General features: G+C 63.4%; 17 protein-coding genes. 14 read left to right on the top strand and 3 right to left on the bottom strand.

The features are described from left to right. The first annotated feature begins 424 nt into the window (after window positions 1-424). Complete coding sequence (gene tkt / locus P3T16_RS19045) at window positions 425-2443, top strand: transketolase (RefSeq protein WP_429343434.1); 2019 nt, start codon at window positions 425-427, stop codon at window positions 2441-2443. Between the two features lie 102 nt (window positions 2444-2545). Then, on the top strand, window positions 2546-3556 hold the full coding sequence (gene gap, locus P3T16_RS19040) for a type I glyceraldehyde-3-phosphate dehydrogenase (protein ID WP_429255473.1): 1011 nt from the start codon (window positions 2546-2548) through the stop codon (window positions 3554-3556). Window positions 3557-3702: 146 nt separating this feature from the next. On the opposite strand, the gene P3T16_RS19035 is transcribed toward gap, so the two are convergent. After that, on the bottom strand, window positions 3703-4398 hold the full coding sequence (locus P3T16_RS19035) for a FadR/GntR family transcriptional regulator (RefSeq protein WP_429343433.1): 696 nt from the start codon (window positions 4396-4398) through the stop codon (window positions 3703-3705). 226 nt (window positions 4399-4624) lie between these two features. On the opposite strand from P3T16_RS19035, the gene P3T16_RS19030 reads away from it, so the two are divergent. From P3T16_RS19030 to P3T16_RS19020, 3 genes are all read left to right on the top strand, one after another. Continuing rightward, window positions 4625-5953, top strand: a complete 1329-nt coding sequence (locus P3T16_RS19030; protein WP_429343432.1) for a C4-dicarboxylate transporter DctA — start codon at window positions 4625-4627, stop codon at window positions 5951-5953. 64 nt (window positions 5954-6017) lie between these two features. Next, window positions 6018-7028, top strand: a complete 1011-nt coding sequence (alc, locus tag P3T16_RS19025) for an allantoicase (RefSeq protein ID WP_429255470.1) — start codon at window positions 6018-6020, stop codon at window positions 7026-7028. Between the two features lie 13 nt (window positions 7029-7041). Then, window positions 7042-7560 (top strand): ureidoglycolate lyase, encoded by a 519-nt coding sequence (locus P3T16_RS19020; RefSeq protein WP_429343431.1) that lies wholly within the window; start codon window positions 7042-7044, stop codon window positions 7558-7560. Window positions 7561-7660: 100 nt separating this feature from the next. Here the strand turns inward: P3T16_RS19020 and fur are convergent, their stop codons facing one another. Beyond that, window positions 7661-8089 carry a ferric iron uptake transcriptional regulator gene (gene fur / locus P3T16_RS19015; RefSeq protein ID WP_429255468.1) on the bottom strand — a complete coding sequence of 143 codons (429 nt, stop codon included), beginning with the start codon at window positions 8087-8089 and terminating at the stop codon, window positions 7661-7663. 153 nt (window positions 8090-8242) lie between these two features. On the opposite strand from fur, the gene P3T16_RS19010 reads away from it, so the two are divergent. The 9 genes from P3T16_RS19010 to P3T16_RS18970 all read left to right on the top strand — a co-directional run bounded on the left by P3T16_RS19010 (window position 8243) and on the right by P3T16_RS18970 (window position 17711). Continuing rightward, window positions 8243-9067, top strand: a complete 825-nt coding sequence (locus P3T16_RS19010) for an outer membrane protein assembly factor BamE (RefSeq protein ID WP_429343487.1) — start codon at window positions 8243-8245, stop codon at window positions 9065-9067. Window positions 9068-9270: 203 nt separating this feature from the next. Beyond that, window positions 9271-10068 carry a 4-hydroxy-tetrahydrodipicolinate reductase gene (dapB, locus tag P3T16_RS19005; RefSeq protein WP_429255467.1) on the top strand — a complete coding sequence of 266 codons (798 nt, stop codon included), beginning with the start codon at window positions 9271-9273 and terminating at the stop codon, window positions 10066-10068. A 51-nt stretch (window positions 10069-10119) separates the two neighbouring features. Next, window positions 10120-10803: a MotA/TolQ/ExbB proton channel family protein gene (locus tag P3T16_RS19000; protein ID WP_429343430.1), complete on the top strand. Its 684-nt coding sequence runs from the start codon at window positions 10120-10122 to the stop codon at window positions 10801-10803. A 24-nt stretch (window positions 10804-10827) separates the two neighbouring features. Next, complete coding sequence (locus tag P3T16_RS18995) at window positions 10828-11262, top strand: ExbD/TolR family protein (RefSeq protein ID WP_429343429.1); 435 nt, start codon at window positions 10828-10830, stop codon at window positions 11260-11262. Window positions 11263-11427: 165 nt separating this feature from the next. After that, complete coding sequence (gene leuS / locus P3T16_RS18990; protein WP_429343428.1) at window positions 11428-14022, top strand: leucine--tRNA ligase; 2595 nt, start codon at window positions 11428-11430, stop codon at window positions 14020-14022. Window positions 14023-14103: 81 nt separating this feature from the next. Beyond that, window positions 14104-14655, top strand: a complete 552-nt coding sequence (gene lptE, locus P3T16_RS18985) for an LPS assembly lipoprotein LptE (protein ID WP_429255463.1) — start codon at window positions 14104-14106, stop codon at window positions 14653-14655. Window positions 14656-14707: 52 nt separating this feature from the next. Further along, window positions 14708-15832, top strand: coding sequence for a DNA polymerase III subunit delta (gene holA, locus P3T16_RS18980; protein WP_429343427.1), 1125 nt, complete (start codon window positions 14708-14710; stop codon window positions 15830-15832). 140 nt (window positions 15833-15972) lie between these two features. Further along, a complete protein-coding gene (locus P3T16_RS18975) occupies window positions 15973-17244 on the top strand; it encodes a glutamate-5-semialdehyde dehydrogenase (protein ID WP_429343426.1) in 1272 nt (423 codons plus the stop codon). Window positions 17245-17294: 50 nt separating this feature from the next. After that, window positions 17295-17711: a CopD family protein gene (locus P3T16_RS18970; protein ID WP_429255460.1), complete on the top strand. Its 417-nt coding sequence runs from the start codon at window positions 17295-17297 to the stop codon at window positions 17709-17711. Here the strand turns inward: P3T16_RS18970 and P3T16_RS18965 are convergent, their stop codons facing one another. Beyond that, the gene (locus P3T16_RS18965; protein ID WP_429343486.1) at window positions 17712-18659 is read right to left on the bottom strand and encodes a MurR/RpiR family transcriptional regulator; all 948 of its coding nucleotides are present in this window, start codon (window positions 18657-18659) and stop codon (window positions 17712-17714) included. Between the last annotated feature and the right edge of the window lie 132 nt (window positions 18660-18791).

Genomic DNA, 18791 nt, shown 5'->3' with positions numbered 1-18791 from the left:
TATAGAGGGGCGGATGCGGGAGCCAGTCCGACGTTCAGGCCAGCGGCCAACCCGAACGCCAACCCGGTGGTCAACCCGGCGGCCAACCCGAACGCCAACCCGGTGGCCAACCCAGGCGACCACTCAAGCGCCACTCCGCAAGCCGCTTTCCAGCCTCCAGCAGACGCCAGTTCCGTCCGCAAACCCCGGCGAACCCTAAGCGATCCCTATAGTCGAACCCAAGGCGAAACTTGGCTCGCCAGGCCGTCCGCGGCCGGGTAAACGGTGACGATCTGCTAGAATGTCCCGCTTTGCTGCCTTGTCCGTTTGCTCTGCCCGTTTCGCGTCTCCCGGCGCCGCATCGTGCGCCGGAGCCCTCTGGCCGCCGAGCTTCCGGACCGCTGCCCGCGCTCCCGCTTTTTTGGACTCGTTCTCCGGACTCGACATGACGACCTCGTCTCCCGCACCCACCTCCCTGATGGCCAATGCGATTCGCGCACTGGCTATGGATGCCGTTCAGAAAGCCAATTCCGGTCACCCGGGCATGCCGATGGGCATGGCCGAGATCGGCGTTGCGCTGTGGTCGCGCCATCTGCGCCACAACCCGAAAAATCCGCAGTGGGCCGATCGCGACCGCTTCGTGCTGTCGAACGGTCACGGCTCGATGCTGCTGTATTCGCTGCTGCATCTGACCGGCTACGATCTGCCGATGGAAGAGCTGAAGAACTTCCGTCAGCTACATTCGAAGACGCCGGGTCACCCGGAATACGGCATCACGCCGGGCGTCGAGACCACGACGGGCCCGCTCGGCCAGGGCCTCGCGAATGCAGTCGGCATGGCGCTCGCCGAATCGCTGCTTGCCAACGAATTCAACAGGCCGGACGCGAAGATCGTCGATCACCACACGTATGTGTTCGTCGGCGACGGCTGCCTGATGGAAGGCATCTCGCACGAAGCGTGCTCGCTCGCGGGCGTGCTGAAGCTGAACAAGCTGATCGCGTTCTATGACGACAACGGCATTTCGATCGATGGCGAAGTCATCCACTGGTTCCACGATGACACGCCAAAGCGCTTCGAAGCCTACGGCTGGAACGTGATCCCGGGCGTCATCGGTCACGACGTCGAAGCGGTCGACGCAGCGATCAGGAAGGCGAAGCTGTCGGACAGGCCGACCATGATCTGCTGCAAGACGGTGATCGGTGAAGGCGCGCCGACCAAGGCGGGCAGCCACGACGCGCACGGCGCGCCGCTCGGCGACAAGGAAATCGCGGCCACGCGCGCGAAGATCGGCTGGAACTACGAGCCGTTCGTGATCCCGCCGGAAGTCTACGCAGCGTGGGACGCGAAGGAATCGGGCGCGAAGGTCGAAGGCGAATGGGACAAGGCGTTCGCCGCGTACCGTGCGAAGTATCCGCAGGAAGCCGCTGAATTCGAGCGCCGCACGTCGAAGCATCTGCCGGCTGACTGGGCCGAAAAGGCGAAGGCAATCATCGCCGGCGCCAACGAGCGCGCTGAAACCGTCGCGACCCGCAAGGCTTCGCAGCAGACCATCGAAGGGTTGTCGGTCGTGCTGCCGGAACTGCTCGGCGGCTCGGCTGACCTGACCGGTTCGAATCTGACCAACTGGAAGGCGGCGAAGTACGTGCGCGTCGGCGAAAATGGCGCTGCCGGCAACTACGTGAACTATGGCGTGCGCGAATTCGGCATGAGCGCGGCGATCAACGGCATCGCTGCACACGGTGGCTTCAAGGTGTTCGGCGGCACGTTCCTGACGTTCTCCGATTACAGCCGCAACGCGCTGCGCGTCGCCGCGCTGATGAAGGCGCCGTCGATCTTCGTGTTCACGCACGATTCGATCGGCCTCGGCGAAGACGGTCCGACGCACCAGTCGATCGAGCACGTGTCGAGCCTGCGTCTGATTCCGCATATGGAAGTGTGGCGTCCGGCGGATACCGTCGAAACGGCAGTGTCGTGGACGCAGGCAGTCGAGCACCACGGTCCGTCGTGCCTGATCTTCACCCGCCAGAACCTCGCGTTCTCGGAACGTACGGATGCGCAGATCGCGAACATCGCGAAGGGCGGCTACGTGCTGCGCGACTGGAACGACGACATTCCCGCGCGCAAGATCATCCTGATCGCGACCGGCTCGGAAGTCGAACTGGCGATGAAGGCCGTCGAGCCGCTGGCGCAAGCCGGCATTGCGGCACGCGTCGTGTCGATGCCGTCCACCACGGTGTTCGACAAGCAGGACGCTGCGTACCGTGAGCGCGTGCTGCCGCAGGGCGTGCGCCGCGTCGCGATCGAAGCGGGCGTGACCGATTTCTGGCGCAAGTATGTCGGCCTCGAAGGCGGCGTGGTTGGCATCGACGTGTTCGGCGAGTCCGCACCGGCCAACGTGCTGTTCCCGTTCTTCGGCTTTACGGTCGACCACGTCGTGGAAACGGCGAAGAAGACGCTCGGCTGACGCTGGCATTTCGTTCTGTCGCACGCGTGCAGGGTGGGCGCGGCGGCGGAACCCCCTGCATAGAACGTATTTTTTTAGCCATCAGGAATCAGGAGATAGAACATGACGATTCGCGTCGCAATCAACGGCTACGGCCGGATCGGCCGCAACACGCTGCGCGCCTTCTATGAAAACGGCAAGAAGCACGATATCGAAATCGTCGCCATCAACGATCTCGGCGATGCCAACACCAACGCCCACCTGACGCAGTACGACACGGCGCACGGCAAGTTCCCGGGCGAAGTGAAGGTGGACGGCGAGAACCTCGTCGTGAACGGCGACAAGATCCGCGTGCTGGCTGTCCGTAACCCGGCTGAACTGCCGTGGGCCGAACTCAAGGTCGACGTCGTGATGGAATGCACGGGCTTTTTCACGACCAAGGAAAAGGCGGGCGCGCACATCAAGGCTGGCGCGAAGAAGGTGATCATCTCGGCGCCGGGCGGCAAGGATGTCGACGCGACGATCGTCTATGGCGTGAACCATCACGTCCTGAAGGCATCGGACACGGTCATCTCGAATGCATCGTGCACGACGAACTGCCTGGCCCCGCTGGTCAAACCGCTGAATGACAGGATCGGCCTCGAAAACGGCCTGATGACGACGATTCACGCGTACACGAACGACCAGGTTCTGACGGACGTGTATCACGAAGACCTGCGCCGCGCGCGCTCGGCCACGCACAGCCAGATCCCGACGAAGACGGGCGCCGCATCGGCGGTTGGCCTCGTGCTACCGGAACTGAACGGCAAGCTGGATGGCTATGCAATCCGCGTCCCGACGATCAACGTGTCGATCGTCGACCTGTCGTTTATCGCGAAGCGCGACACGACGGTCGAAGAAGTGAACGCGATCATGAAGGAAGCATCGGAAGGCGCGCTGAAGGGCATCCTCGGCTACAACGCCGCACCGCTGGTGTCGATTGACTTCAACCACAACCCGGCTTCGTCGACGTTCGATTCGACGCTGACGAAGGTGTCGGGTCGTCTCGTGAAGGTGTCGAGCTGGTACGACAACGAATGGGGCTTCTCGAACCGCATGCTGGATACGGCTGTGGCGCTGGCGAACGCGAAGTAAAGCGCGAAGTAAGGCGCGAAGTCATTTATCACGTGACCCGCGTCTGGCAGGAACAAAAAACCGCTCTTCGGAGCGGTTTTTTTATGGCCTTTCGCGTGGCGTCGCGGCGTGCCATGCCGCGGACGCGGTCACACCCGCAGCGGCCGTCACGCTCGCGGCGTCGGAAAATACACGCCGGCGCGCTGCGCGGCGTTCGCGATATGCGTCTCGATGGCCTTGCCTGCGGCGTCGGCGTCGCGCGCCTTGAGCGCGTCGAGAATCGCACGATGCTCGTGATACGTCGTCAGCACGAGTTCGCGCCGGTAGAAGGGCATGCGCTGGCTTTCCTTCATGATGTCCGCGCTGCTGCGCAGGATCGACTCGATCGCCGCGTTGCCGGCGATGCTCACCATCCGCATATGGAACTCGAAGTCGAGCTGGGCCGCTTCGTCGAGTTCGGCTGCGGCCAACGCGCCGTGCAACGCGGCGATGTTGTCCTCGAACCATTCGATGTCGCTGTCGCTGACCGCGAGCGCCGCCATGCGCGCAACAAAGCCTTCGAGCGCGAAACGCATCTGGTACGTGTCCGGCAACGACGATTGATCAGCAAAACGCCACGCGTGTCCGCCGGCGGTTGCCTGCGCGCTCTGGACATACACGCCCTTGCCGGGTCTGATTGTCAGCAGGCCGAGCGCCTCGAGCGTCGATAGCGCCTCGCGCAGCGAAGCCCGGCTGATAGCCAGTTCCTCCGACAACTGACGCTGCGCCGGCAAAAGACTGCTGACGGGATACGCGCCGCTTTCGATCCTTTCGCGGATCGTCGCAATCGCGGCATCAGTGACGGTATGCGGAACGTTTTTCATCTGACTTTTGAAATGGACGTGGTCTGACCGGCATTGTAGTCCTCGCTGCGAACCTGTGCATCGCGCGTTTACTAACCTGCGCAAGGCATGCCTGAACGACGGCCAGATCGCGGGGGTAAACCCCGTCGAATCTCTCCTTGACTCGACTATATCGGCTTCCTACTATTCGCCATAACAGTACTGGTCGGACCAGTATGAACAGATGAACCGGAACCAGGAGAAAGCCGTGTTGAAGTTTTTCAATTCGCTGTTTGGCCGGGTGGTGATCGCGCTGGTGGCGGGCATCGTGATCGGCGCGTTGTTTCCCCATTTCGCGCAATCGTTGAGGCCGCTCGGCGACGGCTTCCTCAAGCTCATCAAGATGGTGATCGGTCCGATCGTGTTCTGCGTCGTTGTGGGCGGGATGGCGCATGCCGGCGACCTGAAGAAAGTGGGCCGCGTCGGACTGAAGGCGGTGGTCTACTTCGAAATCATGACGACAATCGCGCTCGTGATCGGCGCGGTGCTGGCTTACGCGACGAGACCCGGCGTCGGCATGAACATCGATCTGCATTCGCTCGACGCCGCATCGCTCTCCACGTACACGGAGCACGCGAAGAGCCTGAAGGACACGGCTGGGTTCCTGCTGAAAATCATCCCCGAAACCGCGATCGATGCCTTCGCAAAGGGCGACATCCTGCAGATTCTCGTGTTCTCGGTGCTGTTCGGCTCGGCGCTCTCGCTGCTCGGTGAGAAAGCGCAACGCGTCAGCAGCCTCGTCGACGAACTCGCGCAGGTCTTTTTCCGCGTGATGAGTTTCATCATCAAGCTCGCGCCGCTCGGCGTGCTCGGCGCGATTGCATTCACCACCGGCACATATGGCGTTGCGTCGCTCAAACAGCTCGGCATGCTGGTGATCGTGTTCTACGCGAGCTGCATCGTATTCGTCGCGGTCGTGCTCGGCGTGGTGATGCGGCTTGCCGGCTTCAACGTGTTCAAGCTGATTCGCTATCTGCGTGAAGAACTGTCGATCGTGCTCGGCACGGCTTCGTCCGATGCAGTGCTGCCGCAGATCATGCGCAAGCTCGAATGGATGGGCGTGAAGGATTCGACCGTCGGTCTCGTGATTCCGACTGGCTATTCGTTCAATCTCGACGGCTTCTCGATCTATCTGACGCTCGCGGTGATTTTCATTGCGCAGGCCACGAATACGCCGCTGTCGATGCACGATCTGATCGTTGTGGTGCTGGTTTCGCTGGTGACGTCGAAGGGCGCACACGGCATTCCGGGTTCCGCGATCGTGATTCTCGCCGCGACGCTCTCCGCGATTCCTGCGATTCCCGTGCTTGGCCTCGTGCTGATTTTGCCGGTCGACTGGTTCGTCGGCATCGCGCGGGCGCTGACCAACCTGATCGGCAACTGCGTGGCGACGGTGGTCGTCGCCGTGTGGGAAAACGATATCGACAAGGTGCGTGCGCGCCGCGTGCTGGATCAGGATGCCGAACTGCGTTTCGTGCCGGGCGGCGACGAGAACGCCGCGCGTTCCGCAGCCGGCGAACCGGCGCACGTAATCTGATCATTCCGGCGCGCAACGTTGCCGCCGGTTTTCACCCAACGATCCCGAAGGACAGACTGACATCATGGCTACTCCAATCCTCGACCCGAACGCACCCGCCTTCACGCGCCGCTACATGAATCTCGCCGATCCGCGTCTGGGCGCGAAGGCGCTCTTCGCCAGCGACGAATTCTTCGCGCCGAAGGAACGCATGCTCGATCCGCAGCCGGCGGTGTTCATCCCCGGCAAGTACGACGAGCACGGCAAATGGATGGACGGCTGGGAAACGCGTCGCAAGCGCACCACCGGTCATGATTACTGCGTGGTCCGGCTTGCGCGTCCGGGCGTCGTGCACGGCGTCGATCTGGATACGAGCCATTTCACGGGCAATTTTCCGCCGGCGGCTTCAATCGAAGCGTGCCACGTCGATGGCGAAACGCCGCCGGATAACGCCGACTGGCAAACGCTCGTGCCTGCAACGACGTTGCAGGGCAACCAGCATCACTACGTCGAAGTGAACGACGCGCGGGCGTTCACGCACCTGCGCGTGAATCTCTATCCGGATGGCGGCCTCGCGCGTCTGCGTGTGTACGGTCAACCGAAGCGCGACTGGAGCAATATCGAACGCGGCAGCCTGATCGATCTCGCTGCGATCGAAAACGGCGCGTATCTCGTCGCCGCGAACAACCAGCATTTCGGGCCGGCGTCGACGATGCTGATGCCAGGACGCGGCGTCAACATGGGCGACGGCTGGGAGACGCGTCGGCGTCGCGAGCCGGGCAACGACTGGGCCATCGTCGCGCTTGCGCGGCCGGGCACGATCCGCCGCGTCGAAGTCGACACCGCGCATTTCAAGGGCAATTTCCCGGATCGCTGTTCGCTGCAGGCGGCGACGGTCGTGGGCGGCACCGACGATTCGCTCGTCACGCAGGCGATGTTCTGGCCTGTGCTGTTGCCCGAGCAATCGCTGAAAATGGACAACGTCCACACATACAGCGAGCAGCTCGCCGCGCTCGGACCCGTGACGCACGTGCGCTTCAATATCTATCCGGACGGCGGCGTGTCGCGGCTGCGTCTCCTGGGCGAGATCGAGTAACGGAGAGGCCGTCATGAAGACACTGCGGATCGCGCGCCTGACGCGCGAAGCCTTCGCGCCGTTCGGCGATGTGATCGAACTGGATGGCGCCCGCCATTTCCCGATCAACGGCGGCACGACCGAACGCTTTCACGATCTGGCAACCGTCGACGTATGCAGTGACGGAGGCCGGCCGTTGATCAACGTGTTTCGCGGACAGCCACGCGCGTGGCCGCTGGAAATCTCGATGATGGAGCGGCATCCGCTCGGCAGTCAGGCATTTCTGCCGTTAAGCGACGCGTGCTACGTGATCGTCGTCGCGCCGGCGGGCGAGTTCGACGTGTCGCAGATGCGCGCGTTCTGGACCGAAGGCTGGCAGGGCGTCAATTACGCGAAAGGCGTCTGGCACCATCCGCTGCTGGCGCTCGATCGCGTCAGTGACTTTGTGGTGATCGATCGCGGCGGCGAACAGCCCAATTGCGATGAGATCGCATTGACGGAACCGTGGCGGCTGGAAGTGCCGGGCGAGCAGATTGCGGGGATCGCAACCTGAGTCATGCACGCGGCACGGAAAAGGCCCGGTTGGCACTGCCAAACCGGGCCTTTCGTCATGGCAGGCGCTGCGAAAGCGCCGCCCCTGCTGTCAGATCAGATCAATGCTTGCGATGCGGGCAGTTTTCCTTCGTGCAGGCGCCGTACAGTGCGAGCGCGTGTTCCTGCAGCTTGAACCCACGCTCCTTCGCAATGGCTTGTTGACGGCCTTCGATTTCGGGGTCGAAAAACTCTTCGACCATCCCGCAATCGAGGCACACGAGGTGATCGTGATGCGTCCCCTCGTTCAGCTCGAAAACCGCCTTGCCGGATTCAAAATTGCTGCGCGACAGAAGACCGGCCTGCTCGAACTGCGTGAGCACGCGATACACCGTGGCGAGACCAATATCGAGTTCCTCGTGCAGCAGGTTCCGGTAGACGTCTTCCGCCGTCAGATGGCGCACCGGGCTGTGCTGGAAGATCTCGAGAATCTTGAGGCGCGGTAGGGTCGCCTTAAGCCCGATATTCTTGAGATCGGTTGGATTGGTCATGACGGCGAGTCCCTAGAGTACAATGCAGGGTTCTAATAGTAATGTGAATTGCTGTTCAGGTCATCTTCGATAGAAACTCGCGCGGCTTGCCAGCAAGCCCGCACGGTGAGTGAAATGATTTCAAAATCTCAATTGATCTACCGGGGGAGCCGCATGCGGGGTACCTTGATCGCTGCTGCGGTTGTTGCGGTTCTTGCTGGATGTTCCACATACGACAACCTCACGCAGCGTATTGCGCAAAGCATCACGCCGTACCGGATTACTGTCGTGCAGGGCAACTTCGTCTCGAGCGAAGCCGCAGCACAAATGAAGGTCGGCATGTCGCGCGCGGAAGTGCGCCAGGTGCTGGGCACGCCGCTTCTGACTGATATGTTCCACGCGGACCGCTGGGACTACCTGTTCTATTTCAAGCGCGGGTCGACCTCCATCGTGCAGCAGCGCGACTTCGTCGTGATTTTCGCGAATGATCGTGTCGCGAGCTGGTCGGGTGGAGAAGATCTGCCGTCGAACCTCGAACTGCTGGCCGATATCGATGGCGACAGGCATGGCAGGAAGAAGACCGCCGCCGCACCGGTTGTTGCGAGCGGCGCGAGCGCACCGGTCGAGGCTGCCGCTGCTTCGGCGCCGGTCCCGGTTCCGGCCCCGGCGCCGTACGATACGGCGCGTTCGCCTTCAGCCGATGCGTCCGCTGCGGCCGCGTTGCCGTCAACGGCTGCGAACGAGCAGGCCGCGCAGGCGGCAAACCGCGCGACCGACGCAGTCCAGGCGCCGGCACGTAATACGACGCCATCGGTGCGTGCGGGCACGCCGCCGTCGGCAGGTCTGCCGCCGAATTCCGGCACGCCGGTCACGCCACAGTTCCAGTTCCACCGTCCGCCGCCGCCGACCAATCCGAATGCACCGTCGGAAAACCCCGTGGGCCCGGTCGGGCCGCAAAGCAACACGCCGGCGCCTGCATCGACGGGAACGGGCGGCTAAACGCATTGTCCGTATCGTTGCGGGTTACGTCCGCAAGGTGCGCACGATGGGTGAGCTTGCCCCAGGCGTAAGCCTGCCGGGCCTGCCGAACGCGCAACAGATGCGTGCGGCGGGCCCGCCTGCCTTTTCATGTTTTTCCTCGTGGTGCCCGGGTGTTGCCCGCAGTTGCCCGCAGTTGCCGCTGAATTGCTGACGAGTTGCCGATGAAAATTGCCATTGCAGGAGCGTCGGGCCGGATGGGCCGTATGCTCATCGAAACTGTCCTGAACGATCCCGACGCGACGCTCGCAGGCGCGCTCGTCCGCGCCGGCAACCCGCAACTGGGCCAGGACGCCGGCGCGTTTCTCGGCAAGCAGACGGGCGTCCTGCTGACCGACGACATCGACCGGGTGTTCGCTGAAGCCGACTATCTGATCGACTTCACGCGTCCTGATGGTGCGATGGTGCATCTCGAAGCCGCGCTGCGTCACAACGTGAAGCTCGTGATCGGCACGACCGGTTTTGACAATGCGCAGAAGGCGCAGCTGCGCGCGGCCGGCGAAAAGACCGGCGTCGTGTTCGCGGCGAACATGAGCGTCGGCGTTAACGTCACGCTCAAGCTGCTCGAATTCGCGGCGCGTCATTTCGCAACCGGCTACGACATCGAAATCATCGAGGCGCATCACCGTCACAAAGTCGACGCACCGTCGGGCACTGCGCTAATGATGGGCGAAGTGATCGCCGACGCGCTCGGCCGCGATCTCGATCAGTGCGCGGTGTATGGCCGCGAAGGCGTGACCGGCGAACGCGATCCGTCGACGATCGGCTTTTCCGCGATCCGTGGCGGCGATATCGTCGGTGACCATACGGTGCTGTTTGCCGGTATCGGCGAGCGCATCGAAATCACGCACAAATCGGCGAGCCGTTTGTCCTACGCACAGGGCGCGCTGCGCGCAGTGCGTTTCCTCGAAGGTCATCCGACCGGTTTCTTCGATATGCAGGACGTGCTCGGCCTGCGCTAAACACGTATCTACCGGCGGTTCAACCGTCCGACAGTCCCACAGCGAGGCTCGATGGCAACCACCGGCATCCTCCACTATCTGCAAACCAGTGACGCAATTACGCATGGCGTCGCGTGGGTATTGCTGGCGATGTCGGTGGCGAGCTGGTGTTTCCTGATCGTGAAAAGCTGGGTACTCGGACGGGCGAAACGTCAGGGGCCGCGTGCCGTGGCGCTCTTCTGGCAGGCGCAAACCCTGTCGGATGGCGTCGTCGCGATGCGGCTCGCGGATCGCGAACGCGTGTTCGCGCCGCTCGCGGAAGCGGCACTGCATGCGGCCGAGGCGGATATGCCCGGTGCGCTGCTTGGCCGCGTCGAGCGCAGCGAGCGCGTGCTGCGCGCGCTGCGGCAGGCGCTGGCTGCGTCGCAGCGCCGGCTGGAATTCGGCCAGGTGCTGCTCGCTTCGGTAGGCAGTACGGCGCCGTTTGTCGGCCTGCTCGGCACCGTGTGGGGCATCTATCACGCACTCGGCAGCATCGCGGCAAGCGGGCAGGCGATGATCGAGAACGTCGCCGGGCCGGTCGGCGAGGCGCTGATCATGACGGCGTTCGGGCTGGTCGTCGCGATTCCGGCGGTGCTCGCCTATAACGTGCTCGGGCGCATGGTGCGCCAGTTGTCGGAAGAACTCGACGGCTTCGCGCACGACCTGCACGCCTATGTGTGCGCGCCGGGCGTAACGAACGCAACGGGCGCCTGAACATCTTTCGCGGAGGTCATCGATATGGCATTCGGCGGGCTCGAAAAGAAGCAGACGGCCGCACCGATGGCGGAGATCAACATGACGCCGCTGATCGACGTGATGCTCGTGCTGCTCGTCATTTTCATCATCACCGCGCCGCTGTTCACGCACGCGATCAGGCTGGATCTGCCGAAGGTGGCGTCGGCGCCGTCGCGTCAGACGCCGCAGACGATTTCCCTTTCCATCGATGCCGCCGGCAGGCTCTACTGGGACAGCACGCCCATCACGCTTGACCAGTTGCGCGCACGATTCGCCGATGAAGGCAAACGTTCTGACCAGCCCGAAATCCATCTGCGCGCCGAGCGTTCGACGCGCTATGAAACGATTGCCCAGGTGATGGGTGCCGCGCAGCAGGCCGGGCTCGAGCGGATTGGCTTTGTGACCGATCCGCCGCCGGCTGCGGCGGGCAGGCCTTAAGACGCGCCGTCGCCGCAACCCGCCGCAAATCACACCGCCGCCGCCCCGGCCAGACCGCCGCCGGACGGTATAATCAGCCCTTTCCCCCGCGAGGGGGCGACCGATTCCATCAAGCAAAGCACCCGGCCCGGTGCGGAAGCACCGAACCAGCGACTCCACCACACCATGCACGAAAAATACGTTCCCTCCGACGTCGAATCCGCCGCGCAAGGGCAATGGCGCGCCATCGACGCCTACAAGACGACGGAAGTCAGCGACAAACCCAAGTTCTACTGCGTCTCGATGCTGCCGTATCCGTCGGGCAAGCTGCACATGGGTCACGTGCGCAACTACACGATCAACGACGTGATGTACCGCTATCTGCGGATGAACGGCTACAACACGCTGATGCCGATGGGTTGGGACGCATTCGGCATGCCCGCGGAAAACGCGGCGATCGCGAACAACGTGCCGCCGGCAAAGTGGACGTACGACAACATCGAGTACATGAAGAAGCAGATGCAGTCGATGGGTCTCGCCATCGACTGGTCGCGCGAAGTCGCAACCTGCAGCCCGGATTACTACAAGTGGAACCAGTGGCTCTTCCTGAAGATGCTCGAAAAGGGTATCGCGTACAAGAAGACCGGCACGGTGAACTGGGACCCGATCGACCAGACCGTGCTCGCGAACGAGCAGGTGATCGACGGTCGCGGCTGGCGTTCGGGCGCGCTTGTCGAAAAGCGCGAAATCCCGATGTACTACATGCGCATCACGCAGTACGCGGATGAACTGCTGAGCGACCTCGAAGGCCTCGGCTGGCCCGAGCGCGTGAAGGTGATGCAGCAGAACTGGATCGGCAAGAGCTTCGGCGTGAACTTCGGCTTCCCGTATGAGATCGACGGCGAAGCGAAGCTGCTGCGCGTCTTCACGACGCGCGCCGACACGATCATGGGCGTCACGTTCTGCGCGGTGGCCGCTGAGCACCCGCTCGCGACGCGTCTCGCGCAGGGCAAGCCGGAACTGCAGGCGTTCATCGAGGAATGCAAGCGCGGCGGCGTCGCCGAAGCCGACGTCGCGACGATGGAAAAGAAGGGCATGCCGACTGGCTTCTTCGTCACGCATCCGCTGACGCAGGAAAAGGTCGAAGTGTGGATCGGCAACTATGTGCTGATGACCTACGGCGAAGGCGCGGTGATGGGCGTGCCGGCGCACGACGAGCGCGACTTCGCGTTCGCGAAGAAATACGGTCTGCCGATCCGGCAGGTCATCGCAGCCGAAGGCAAGACGTTCTCGACCGACGCCTGGCAGGAATGGTACGGCGACAAGGAAGGCGTTGTGTGCGCGAACAGCGGCAAGTACAACGGCCTCGGCTATGCGGCTGCCGTCGATGCAATCGCCGTCGACCTGAAAGCGCTCGATCTCGGCGACAAGCAGATCACGTGGCGTCTGCGCGACTGGGGCATTTCGCGTCAGCGTTACTGGGGCACGCCGATTCCGATCATCCATTGCCCGAGCTGCGGCGACGTGCCGGTGCCGGAAAAGGATCTGCCTGTTGTGCTGCCGGAAGACCTCGTGCCGGACGGCACGGGCAATCCGCTCGCGAAGTCCGAAGCGTTCGTGAACTGCACGTGTCCGACGTGCGGCGCGGCCGCGAAGCGTGAAACCGACACGATGGACACCTTCGTCGATTCGTCGTGGTACTTCTACCGCTACGCCGCGCCGGACGCGAAGACGATGGTCGACGAGCGCACCGATTACTGGATGCCGATGGACCAGTACATCGGCGGCATCGAGCACGCGATTCTTCACCTCTTGTACTCGCGTTTCTGGGCGAAGGTCATGCGCGACATGGGTCTCGTGAAGTTCGGCGAACCGGCGAAGAACCTGCTTACGCAGGGCATGGTGCTCAACGAAACCTACTATCGCGAAAGCGATGCAGGCAAGAAGACCTGGTACAACCCGGCCGACGTCACCGTCACGTATGACGACAAGGGTCGTCCGGTGGGCGCAGTCCTGATCGCGGACGGTCAGCCGGTCGTGCTGGGCGGCGTGGAGAAGATGTCGAAGTCGAAGAACAACGGCGTCGATCCGCAGGTGCTGATCGACCAGTATGGTGCTGACACCGCGCGCCTCTTCGTGATGTTCGCGGCGCCGCCCGAGCAGCAGCTGGAGTGGTCGGGTTCGGGCGTCGAGGGCGCGAGCCGCTTCCTGCGTCGTCTGTGGACATTCGGTCAGGCAAACGAAACGGCGCTGGCTCAACGCGCATCGTTCGATGCCGCAAAGCTCTCCGACACCGACAAGGTGCTGCGTCGCGAGATCTACAGCGTGCTGAAGCAGGCGGACTACGATTACCAGCGTCTGCAGTACAACACGGTGGTGTCGGCGGCGATGAAGATGCTGAACGCCATTGAAAGCGCCAGGGGTGCGACGCCCGCCGTGCTGCGTGAAACGTACGGCGTGCTGCTGCGCGTGCTGTATCCGGTCGTGCCGCATGCGACGTTCCAGCTGTGGCAGGAACTTGGCTACGCAGACGAAGCCGGCTCGCTGCTCGATGCGCCGTGGCCGAAGGTCGACGAACAGGCACTGGAGCAGTCGGAGATCGAACTCGTGCTGCAGGTGAACGGCAAGGTGCGCGGCGCGCTGACGGTCGCGAAAGAGGCGACGCGCGAAGCCATCGAACAGGCGGCGCTCGCGCACGAGATGGTCGCGAAATTCGGCGAAGGCAAGCCGCCGAAGAAGATCGTCGTCGTGCCGGGTCGTCTCATCAACGTCGTCGTTTAACGGAAGCAGCAGGATGGACAGGATGCCGGCACATCGCGTGAAAGCCAGCCCTGTTCGTCGCTGGGTATTCAGGGAGCCAATGTGACTCGCAGATCGTTCTTGACGCTCGCGTGTGGTGTGATGATGTTGTCCGCATGCGGCTTCCAGCTGCGCGGCCAGCAGAACTACGCATTCAAGCGTCTCAACATTACGGGCGCGCCGGCAGCGGTCACCGCGCGGCTGACCCGGATGGTCGAAGGCGGAAGCGACACCGTGGTCGTCAATGTGCCGACCAATGCCGATGCCGTGCTGCGGATGTCCGAAGGACGCGGCGCCAGCGTGCTGACGCTGAACTCGGTGGGTGTCGTCGAAGAGTATCAACTGAATTACTCGCTGAACTACACGCTCGTCGGCGCCGACGGCACGCTGCTGATTCCGCCGAGTTCGATCGCGCTGAACCGCGCAATGACCTATAGCGACCAGTTCTCGCAGGCGAAGGGCGCGGAAGCCGACATCCTGTATTCCGACATGCAGAACGATGCGGTCGACCAGTTGACCCGTCGTCTGGCGATCGTCCGCTCGCTGCATCCGGCGCCGGGCCAGGAAGTGCCAGCGGTCGCGCCGCGCGCACCGTTGCCGCCGCCGCCGCTGTGATCCGCATTGTGATCCGCGCTGTGTTCCGCTCTCACCCTGTGTGCCGTTAGCCATGCAACTGCGACTTGACGCGCTCGAACCGCATCTCGCGAAAGGCCTCGCTGGCCTGTACGTCGTGTATGGCGACGAGCATCTGCTCGCGCAGGAAGCGTGCGACCGCATTCGCGCGACGGCGCGTGCAGCAGGATTCACCGATCGCTCGGTGTTCACCGTCGAGCGTGGTTTCGACTGGAGTTCGCTGCTGGGCGCGAGCCAGTCGATGTCGCTGTTCGGCGACCGTCAACTGGTCGAGTTGCGCATTCCGTCGGGCAAGCCGGGCAAGGAAGGCGCGGACGCACTGAAGACGCTCGTTGCCGCGGTGAATCCCGATGTGCTCACGCTGGTGACGTTGCCGCGCCTCGATGCGGCCACGCAGAAGTCGGCATGGTTCACCGCGCTGGCCGATGCCGGCGTCGCGCTGAAGATCGATCCGGTTGAGCGTGCGCAGTTGCCCGCATGGGTTGGGCAGCGGCTTGCGCAGCAGGGTCAGCGTGTTGCGGCGGGCGAGGAAGGGCGGCGCGCGTTGCAGTTTATGGCTGAGCGTGTCGAAGGCAATCTGCTCGCGGCGCATCAGGAAATCCAGAAGCTCGGTCTGCTGTATCCGCAAGGTGTGTTGAGCTTCGAGCAGATCCACGATGCGGTTCTGAACGTCGCGCGTTATGACGTGTTCAAGCTGAACGAAGCGATGCTCGCGGGCGACGTCAGCCGGCTGTCGCGCATGCTGGACGGGCTGCGTGGCGAAGGCGAGGCAGCCGTGCTCGTGCTGTGGGCGGTCGTCGAAGAGGTGCGCACGCTCTTGCGCATCAAGCGCGGCGTGGCGGCCGGCAAGCCGCTCGCGATCCTGCTGCGTGAGAATCGCGTGTGGGGCCCGCGTGAGCGGCTCGTCGGGCCGGCGCTGTCGCGTGTCAGCGAGGCGGCGCTCGAAAAGGGGCTGGCGCTGGCGGCGCGTCTCGATCGTCAGGTGAAAGGCCTGTCCGGCGGCACGCCGGGCAATCATCGCCATGACCCGCCGCCTGATCCGTGGAGCGGTCTGTTCGAACTGGCGATGACGGTCGCTTCGCCAGCGAAAGCCGCGCCGGGTACTGGGGTCACGCCCGTCGCGCCACCGCCAGGCCGGCCGGCATACCGGCCACGCTGATCCCGCCCGATGTCCGGAGACGGATGGGCCGCCAGCAAACCCGCCGTCCCCGACTTACAATCGACGCATCTCTTTCGCTAATCCTGCTGTTCCTGCCTGCGCGCCGCGCGTGAATCAGGCGCGACATTACGAGAAATACGATGGACATCACCCAGTACATGACCGACCTCGGCCGCCGCGCTCGACACGCTTCGCGTGCGATGGCGCGCGCCTCGACGGCTGCGAAGAACGCCGCGCTGGAAGCCGTGGCGAATGCCATCGAGCGCGACGCAGCGACGCTGAAAGCAGCGAACGCACGCGATGTCGCGAAGGCGCGCGAGAAAGGCCACGACGCCGCGTTCATCGACCGTCTGACGCTCTCCGACAAGGCGCTGAAGACGATGGTCGAAGGCTTGCGCCAGGTCGCCGCGCTGCCGGACCCGATCGGTGAGATCAGTAATCTCAAGTATCGTCCGAGCGGCATTCAGGTCGGACAGATGCGCGTGCCGCTCGGCGTGATCGGCATCATCTATGAATCGCGTCCGAACGTGACGATCGACGCTGCCGCGCTGTGCCTGAAGTCGGGCAACGCCACGATCCTGCGCGGCGGTTCCGAAGCGCTCGAATGCAACACGGCGCTGGCGAAGCTGATCGGCGAAGGGCTCGAAGCGGCCGGTCTGCCGCAGGACGCGGTGCAGGTTGTCGGAACGTCGGATCGCGCCGCGGTCGGCGTGTTGATCACCATGACGGAATACGTCGATGTGATCGTGCCGCGCGGCGGCAAGAGCCTGATCGCGCGTCTGATGGAAGACGCGCGCGTGCCGATGATCAAGCATCTCGACGGCATCTGCCATGTGTACGTCGACGATCGTGCGGATCTCACGAAGGTGCTGACCGTCTGCGATAACGCGAAGACGCATCGCTACGGCACGTGCAACACGATGGAAACGCTGCTGGTGGCGCGGGGTATCGCGAACGAAGCGTTGCCGCCGCTGGGCAAGCTGTATCGCGGCAAGGAAGTCGAACTGCGCGTCGATCCGGCGGCGCGCGCAGTGCTCGAAGCGGCGGGCGTCGGTCCGCTCGTCGACGCGACGGAAGAAGACTGGTGCACCGAATATCTGGCGCCGGTGCTGGCGATCAAGATCGTCGACGGCATCGATGCGGGCATCGAGCACATCAATACGTACAGTTCGGCACACACGGACGCGATCGTCACCGAAGATCACGATCGCGCGATGCGTTTCCTGCGCGAAGTCGATTCGGCGAGCGTGATGGTCAACGCGTCGACGCGTTTCGCGGACGGCTTCGAATTCGGTCTCGGCGCGGAAATCGGCATCTCGAACGACAAGCTGCACGCACGCGGACCGGTTGGCCTGGAAGGGCTGACGTCGATGAAGTACATCGTGCTGGGACACGGGGAAGGGCGTCAGTAACTGCCTTCGTTTGAGCCGAACAAGATCAACAAGCCGCACGAGGACCGCCGATGCTCTGGGTGAAAACGTTTCACATCGTACTGATTGCTTCCTGGTTTGCCGGACTGTTTTATCTGCCGCGCATCTTCGTGAATCTGGCGATGGAGACGGAGCCCGCCGCGGTGAAGCGCCTCCTGATCATGGCGCGCAAGCTGTTCCGCTTCATGTCGATTATCGCGGTGCCGGCGCTGGCGTGCGGGTTGTGGCTGTGGCTCGCGGTCGGCATCGGCAGCGGACAGGGCTGGATTCACGCGAAGGTTGGCGTGGTCGTGCTGCTGATCGTGTATCACGTGTATTGCGGCGTGCTGCTGCGCACGTTCGAGCGTGGCGAGAACAAGCGGTCAGACAAGTGGTACCGGATGTTCAACGAACTCCCGGTACTCGGCATGCTCGCCGCTGTCGCGCTCGTGGTCATCAAACCGTTCTGATCAGCGCTTCGTTTCGTTCTTCGTCCCGCATTTTGTCCCGCTTTTTGTCCCGCTTTTCGTCCCGCTTTTCGTCCCGTCAGTCGCCGGCTTTTCCGTGCCGGCGACGGCCGGTGTGTCTTCAATCCGACGCCGCCGCAACACATCCTTCGCCTCGGCCAGCTTGCCGAGCAGTTCCGGCCCGAGCCTGAGCGCTACACCCACTGCCAGAATGTCGCCGATCGCGAGATGCGAGACGCGCGACGTCATCGGCGAAAAGATATCCGTGTCTTCATCGACGTTCGCGTAGAGCCCGACTGTGGCGAGGCGCGCGAGCGGCGAATTGCCGTGCGTGATCGCGATCACCTTCGCGCCCGCGGCAAGCGCTGACTTCGCCGCGTCGACGATATCGCGCGTGCGCCCGGTGTTCGAAATCGCGACGACTACATCGCCCTTGCCCAGCAGTGCCGCCGACATCAGAAACGTATGCGGATCCGAATACGCGACGTTCGGCATGCCGAGGCGAAAGAACTTGTGTTGCACATCGAGCGCCGCGATGCCCGAGCCACCCGCGCCGTAGAACTCGATGCGTCGCGCGTCGGCGAGCAGCGCGATCGCCGAAGCGACGCTATCCGAAGACAGGTTGTTGCGCACCTGGATCAACGCGCCAATCGTCCGGTCGAGCACCTTGGCGGCGACGCCCGGCGCGGGCTCGTCCGGGCGCACGTCGCGATAGACGGCAGGCACCTCGGCCGCGATGCCCTGCGCCAGCCGGATCTTGAACTCCCTGAAACCTGAAAAGCCGAGCGCGTGACAGAACCGCGCGATGGTCGGCTGGCTCACGCCCGCGCGCGCCGCGACTTCCGTCATTGACAGATCGAGCACCTCGCGCGGCGCCTCGATCACGTAATCGGCCAGCTTGCGCTCGGACGGACGCAGCTGGTCGCGCATCGCTTCCACCTGGGACAGCATCATCGGAAAACTCGCACTATGCTGAAGAATGCGTGGACTATAGCCGATCACGCAGATATGTACAAAAACTACATAACCTAGTGTAGGTGTAATCCCTGGGTTTGGGGGGATTTTGTCTTAAGCGCCGCATGG

The sequence above is a fragment of the Paraburkholderia sp. GAS42 genome (genome assembly GCF_050436565.1).
GTDB lineage: Bacteria > Pseudomonadota > Gammaproteobacteria > Burkholderiales > Burkholderiaceae > Paraburkholderia.
Note: the sequence above shows the minus strand (reverse complement) of the source record. Positions and strands in the feature narration are given on the sequence as shown.

Excerpts from the sequence above, each read along its gene's own strand:
- tkt (WP_429343434.1), top strand. The coding sequence starts at position 425 with ATGACGACCTCGTCTCCCGCACCCACCTCCCTGATGGCCAATGCGATT.
- gap (WP_429255473.1), top strand. The coding sequence starts at position 2,546 with ATGACGATTCGCGTCGCAATCAACGGCTACGGCCGGATCGGCCGCAAC.
- P3T16_RS19035 (WP_429343433.1), bottom strand. The coding sequence starts at position 4,398 with ATGAAAAACGTTCCGCATACCGTCACTGATGCCGCGATTGCGACGATC.
- alc (WP_429255470.1), top strand. The coding sequence starts at position 6,018 with ATGGCTACTCCAATCCTCGACCCGAACGCACCCGCCTTCACGCGCCGC.
- P3T16_RS19020 (WP_429343431.1), top strand. The coding sequence starts at position 7,042 with ATGAAGACACTGCGGATCGCGCGCCTGACGCGCGAAGCCTTCGCGCCG.
- fur (WP_429255468.1), bottom strand. The coding sequence starts at position 8,089 with ATGACCAATCCAACCGATCTCAAGAATATCGGGCTTAAGGCGACCCTA.
- P3T16_RS19010 (WP_429343487.1), top strand. The coding sequence starts at position 8,243 with ATGCGGGGTACCTTGATCGCTGCTGCGGTTGTTGCGGTTCTTGCTGGA.
- dapB (WP_429255467.1), top strand. The coding sequence starts at position 9,271 with ATGAAAATTGCCATTGCAGGAGCGTCGGGCCGGATGGGCCGTATGCTC.
- P3T16_RS19000 (WP_429343430.1), top strand. The coding sequence starts at position 10,120 with ATGGCAACCACCGGCATCCTCCACTATCTGCAAACCAGTGACGCAATT.
- P3T16_RS18995 (WP_429343429.1), top strand. The coding sequence starts at position 10,828 with ATGGCATTCGGCGGGCTCGAAAAGAAGCAGACGGCCGCACCGATGGCG.
- leuS (WP_429343428.1), top strand. The coding sequence starts at position 11,428 with ATGCACGAAAAATACGTTCCCTCCGACGTCGAATCCGCCGCGCAAGGG.
- holA (WP_429343427.1), top strand. The coding sequence starts at position 14,708 with ATGCAACTGCGACTTGACGCGCTCGAACCGCATCTCGCGAAAGGCCTC.
- P3T16_RS18975 (WP_429343426.1), top strand. The coding sequence starts at position 15,973 with ATGGACATCACCCAGTACATGACCGACCTCGGCCGCCGCGCTCGACAC.
- P3T16_RS18970 (WP_429255460.1), top strand. The coding sequence starts at position 17,295 with ATGCTCTGGGTGAAAACGTTTCACATCGTACTGATTGCTTCCTGGTTT.
- P3T16_RS18965 (WP_429343486.1), bottom strand. The coding sequence starts at position 18,659 with ATGCTGTCCCAGGTGGAAGCGATGCGCGACCAGCTGCGTCCGTCCGAG.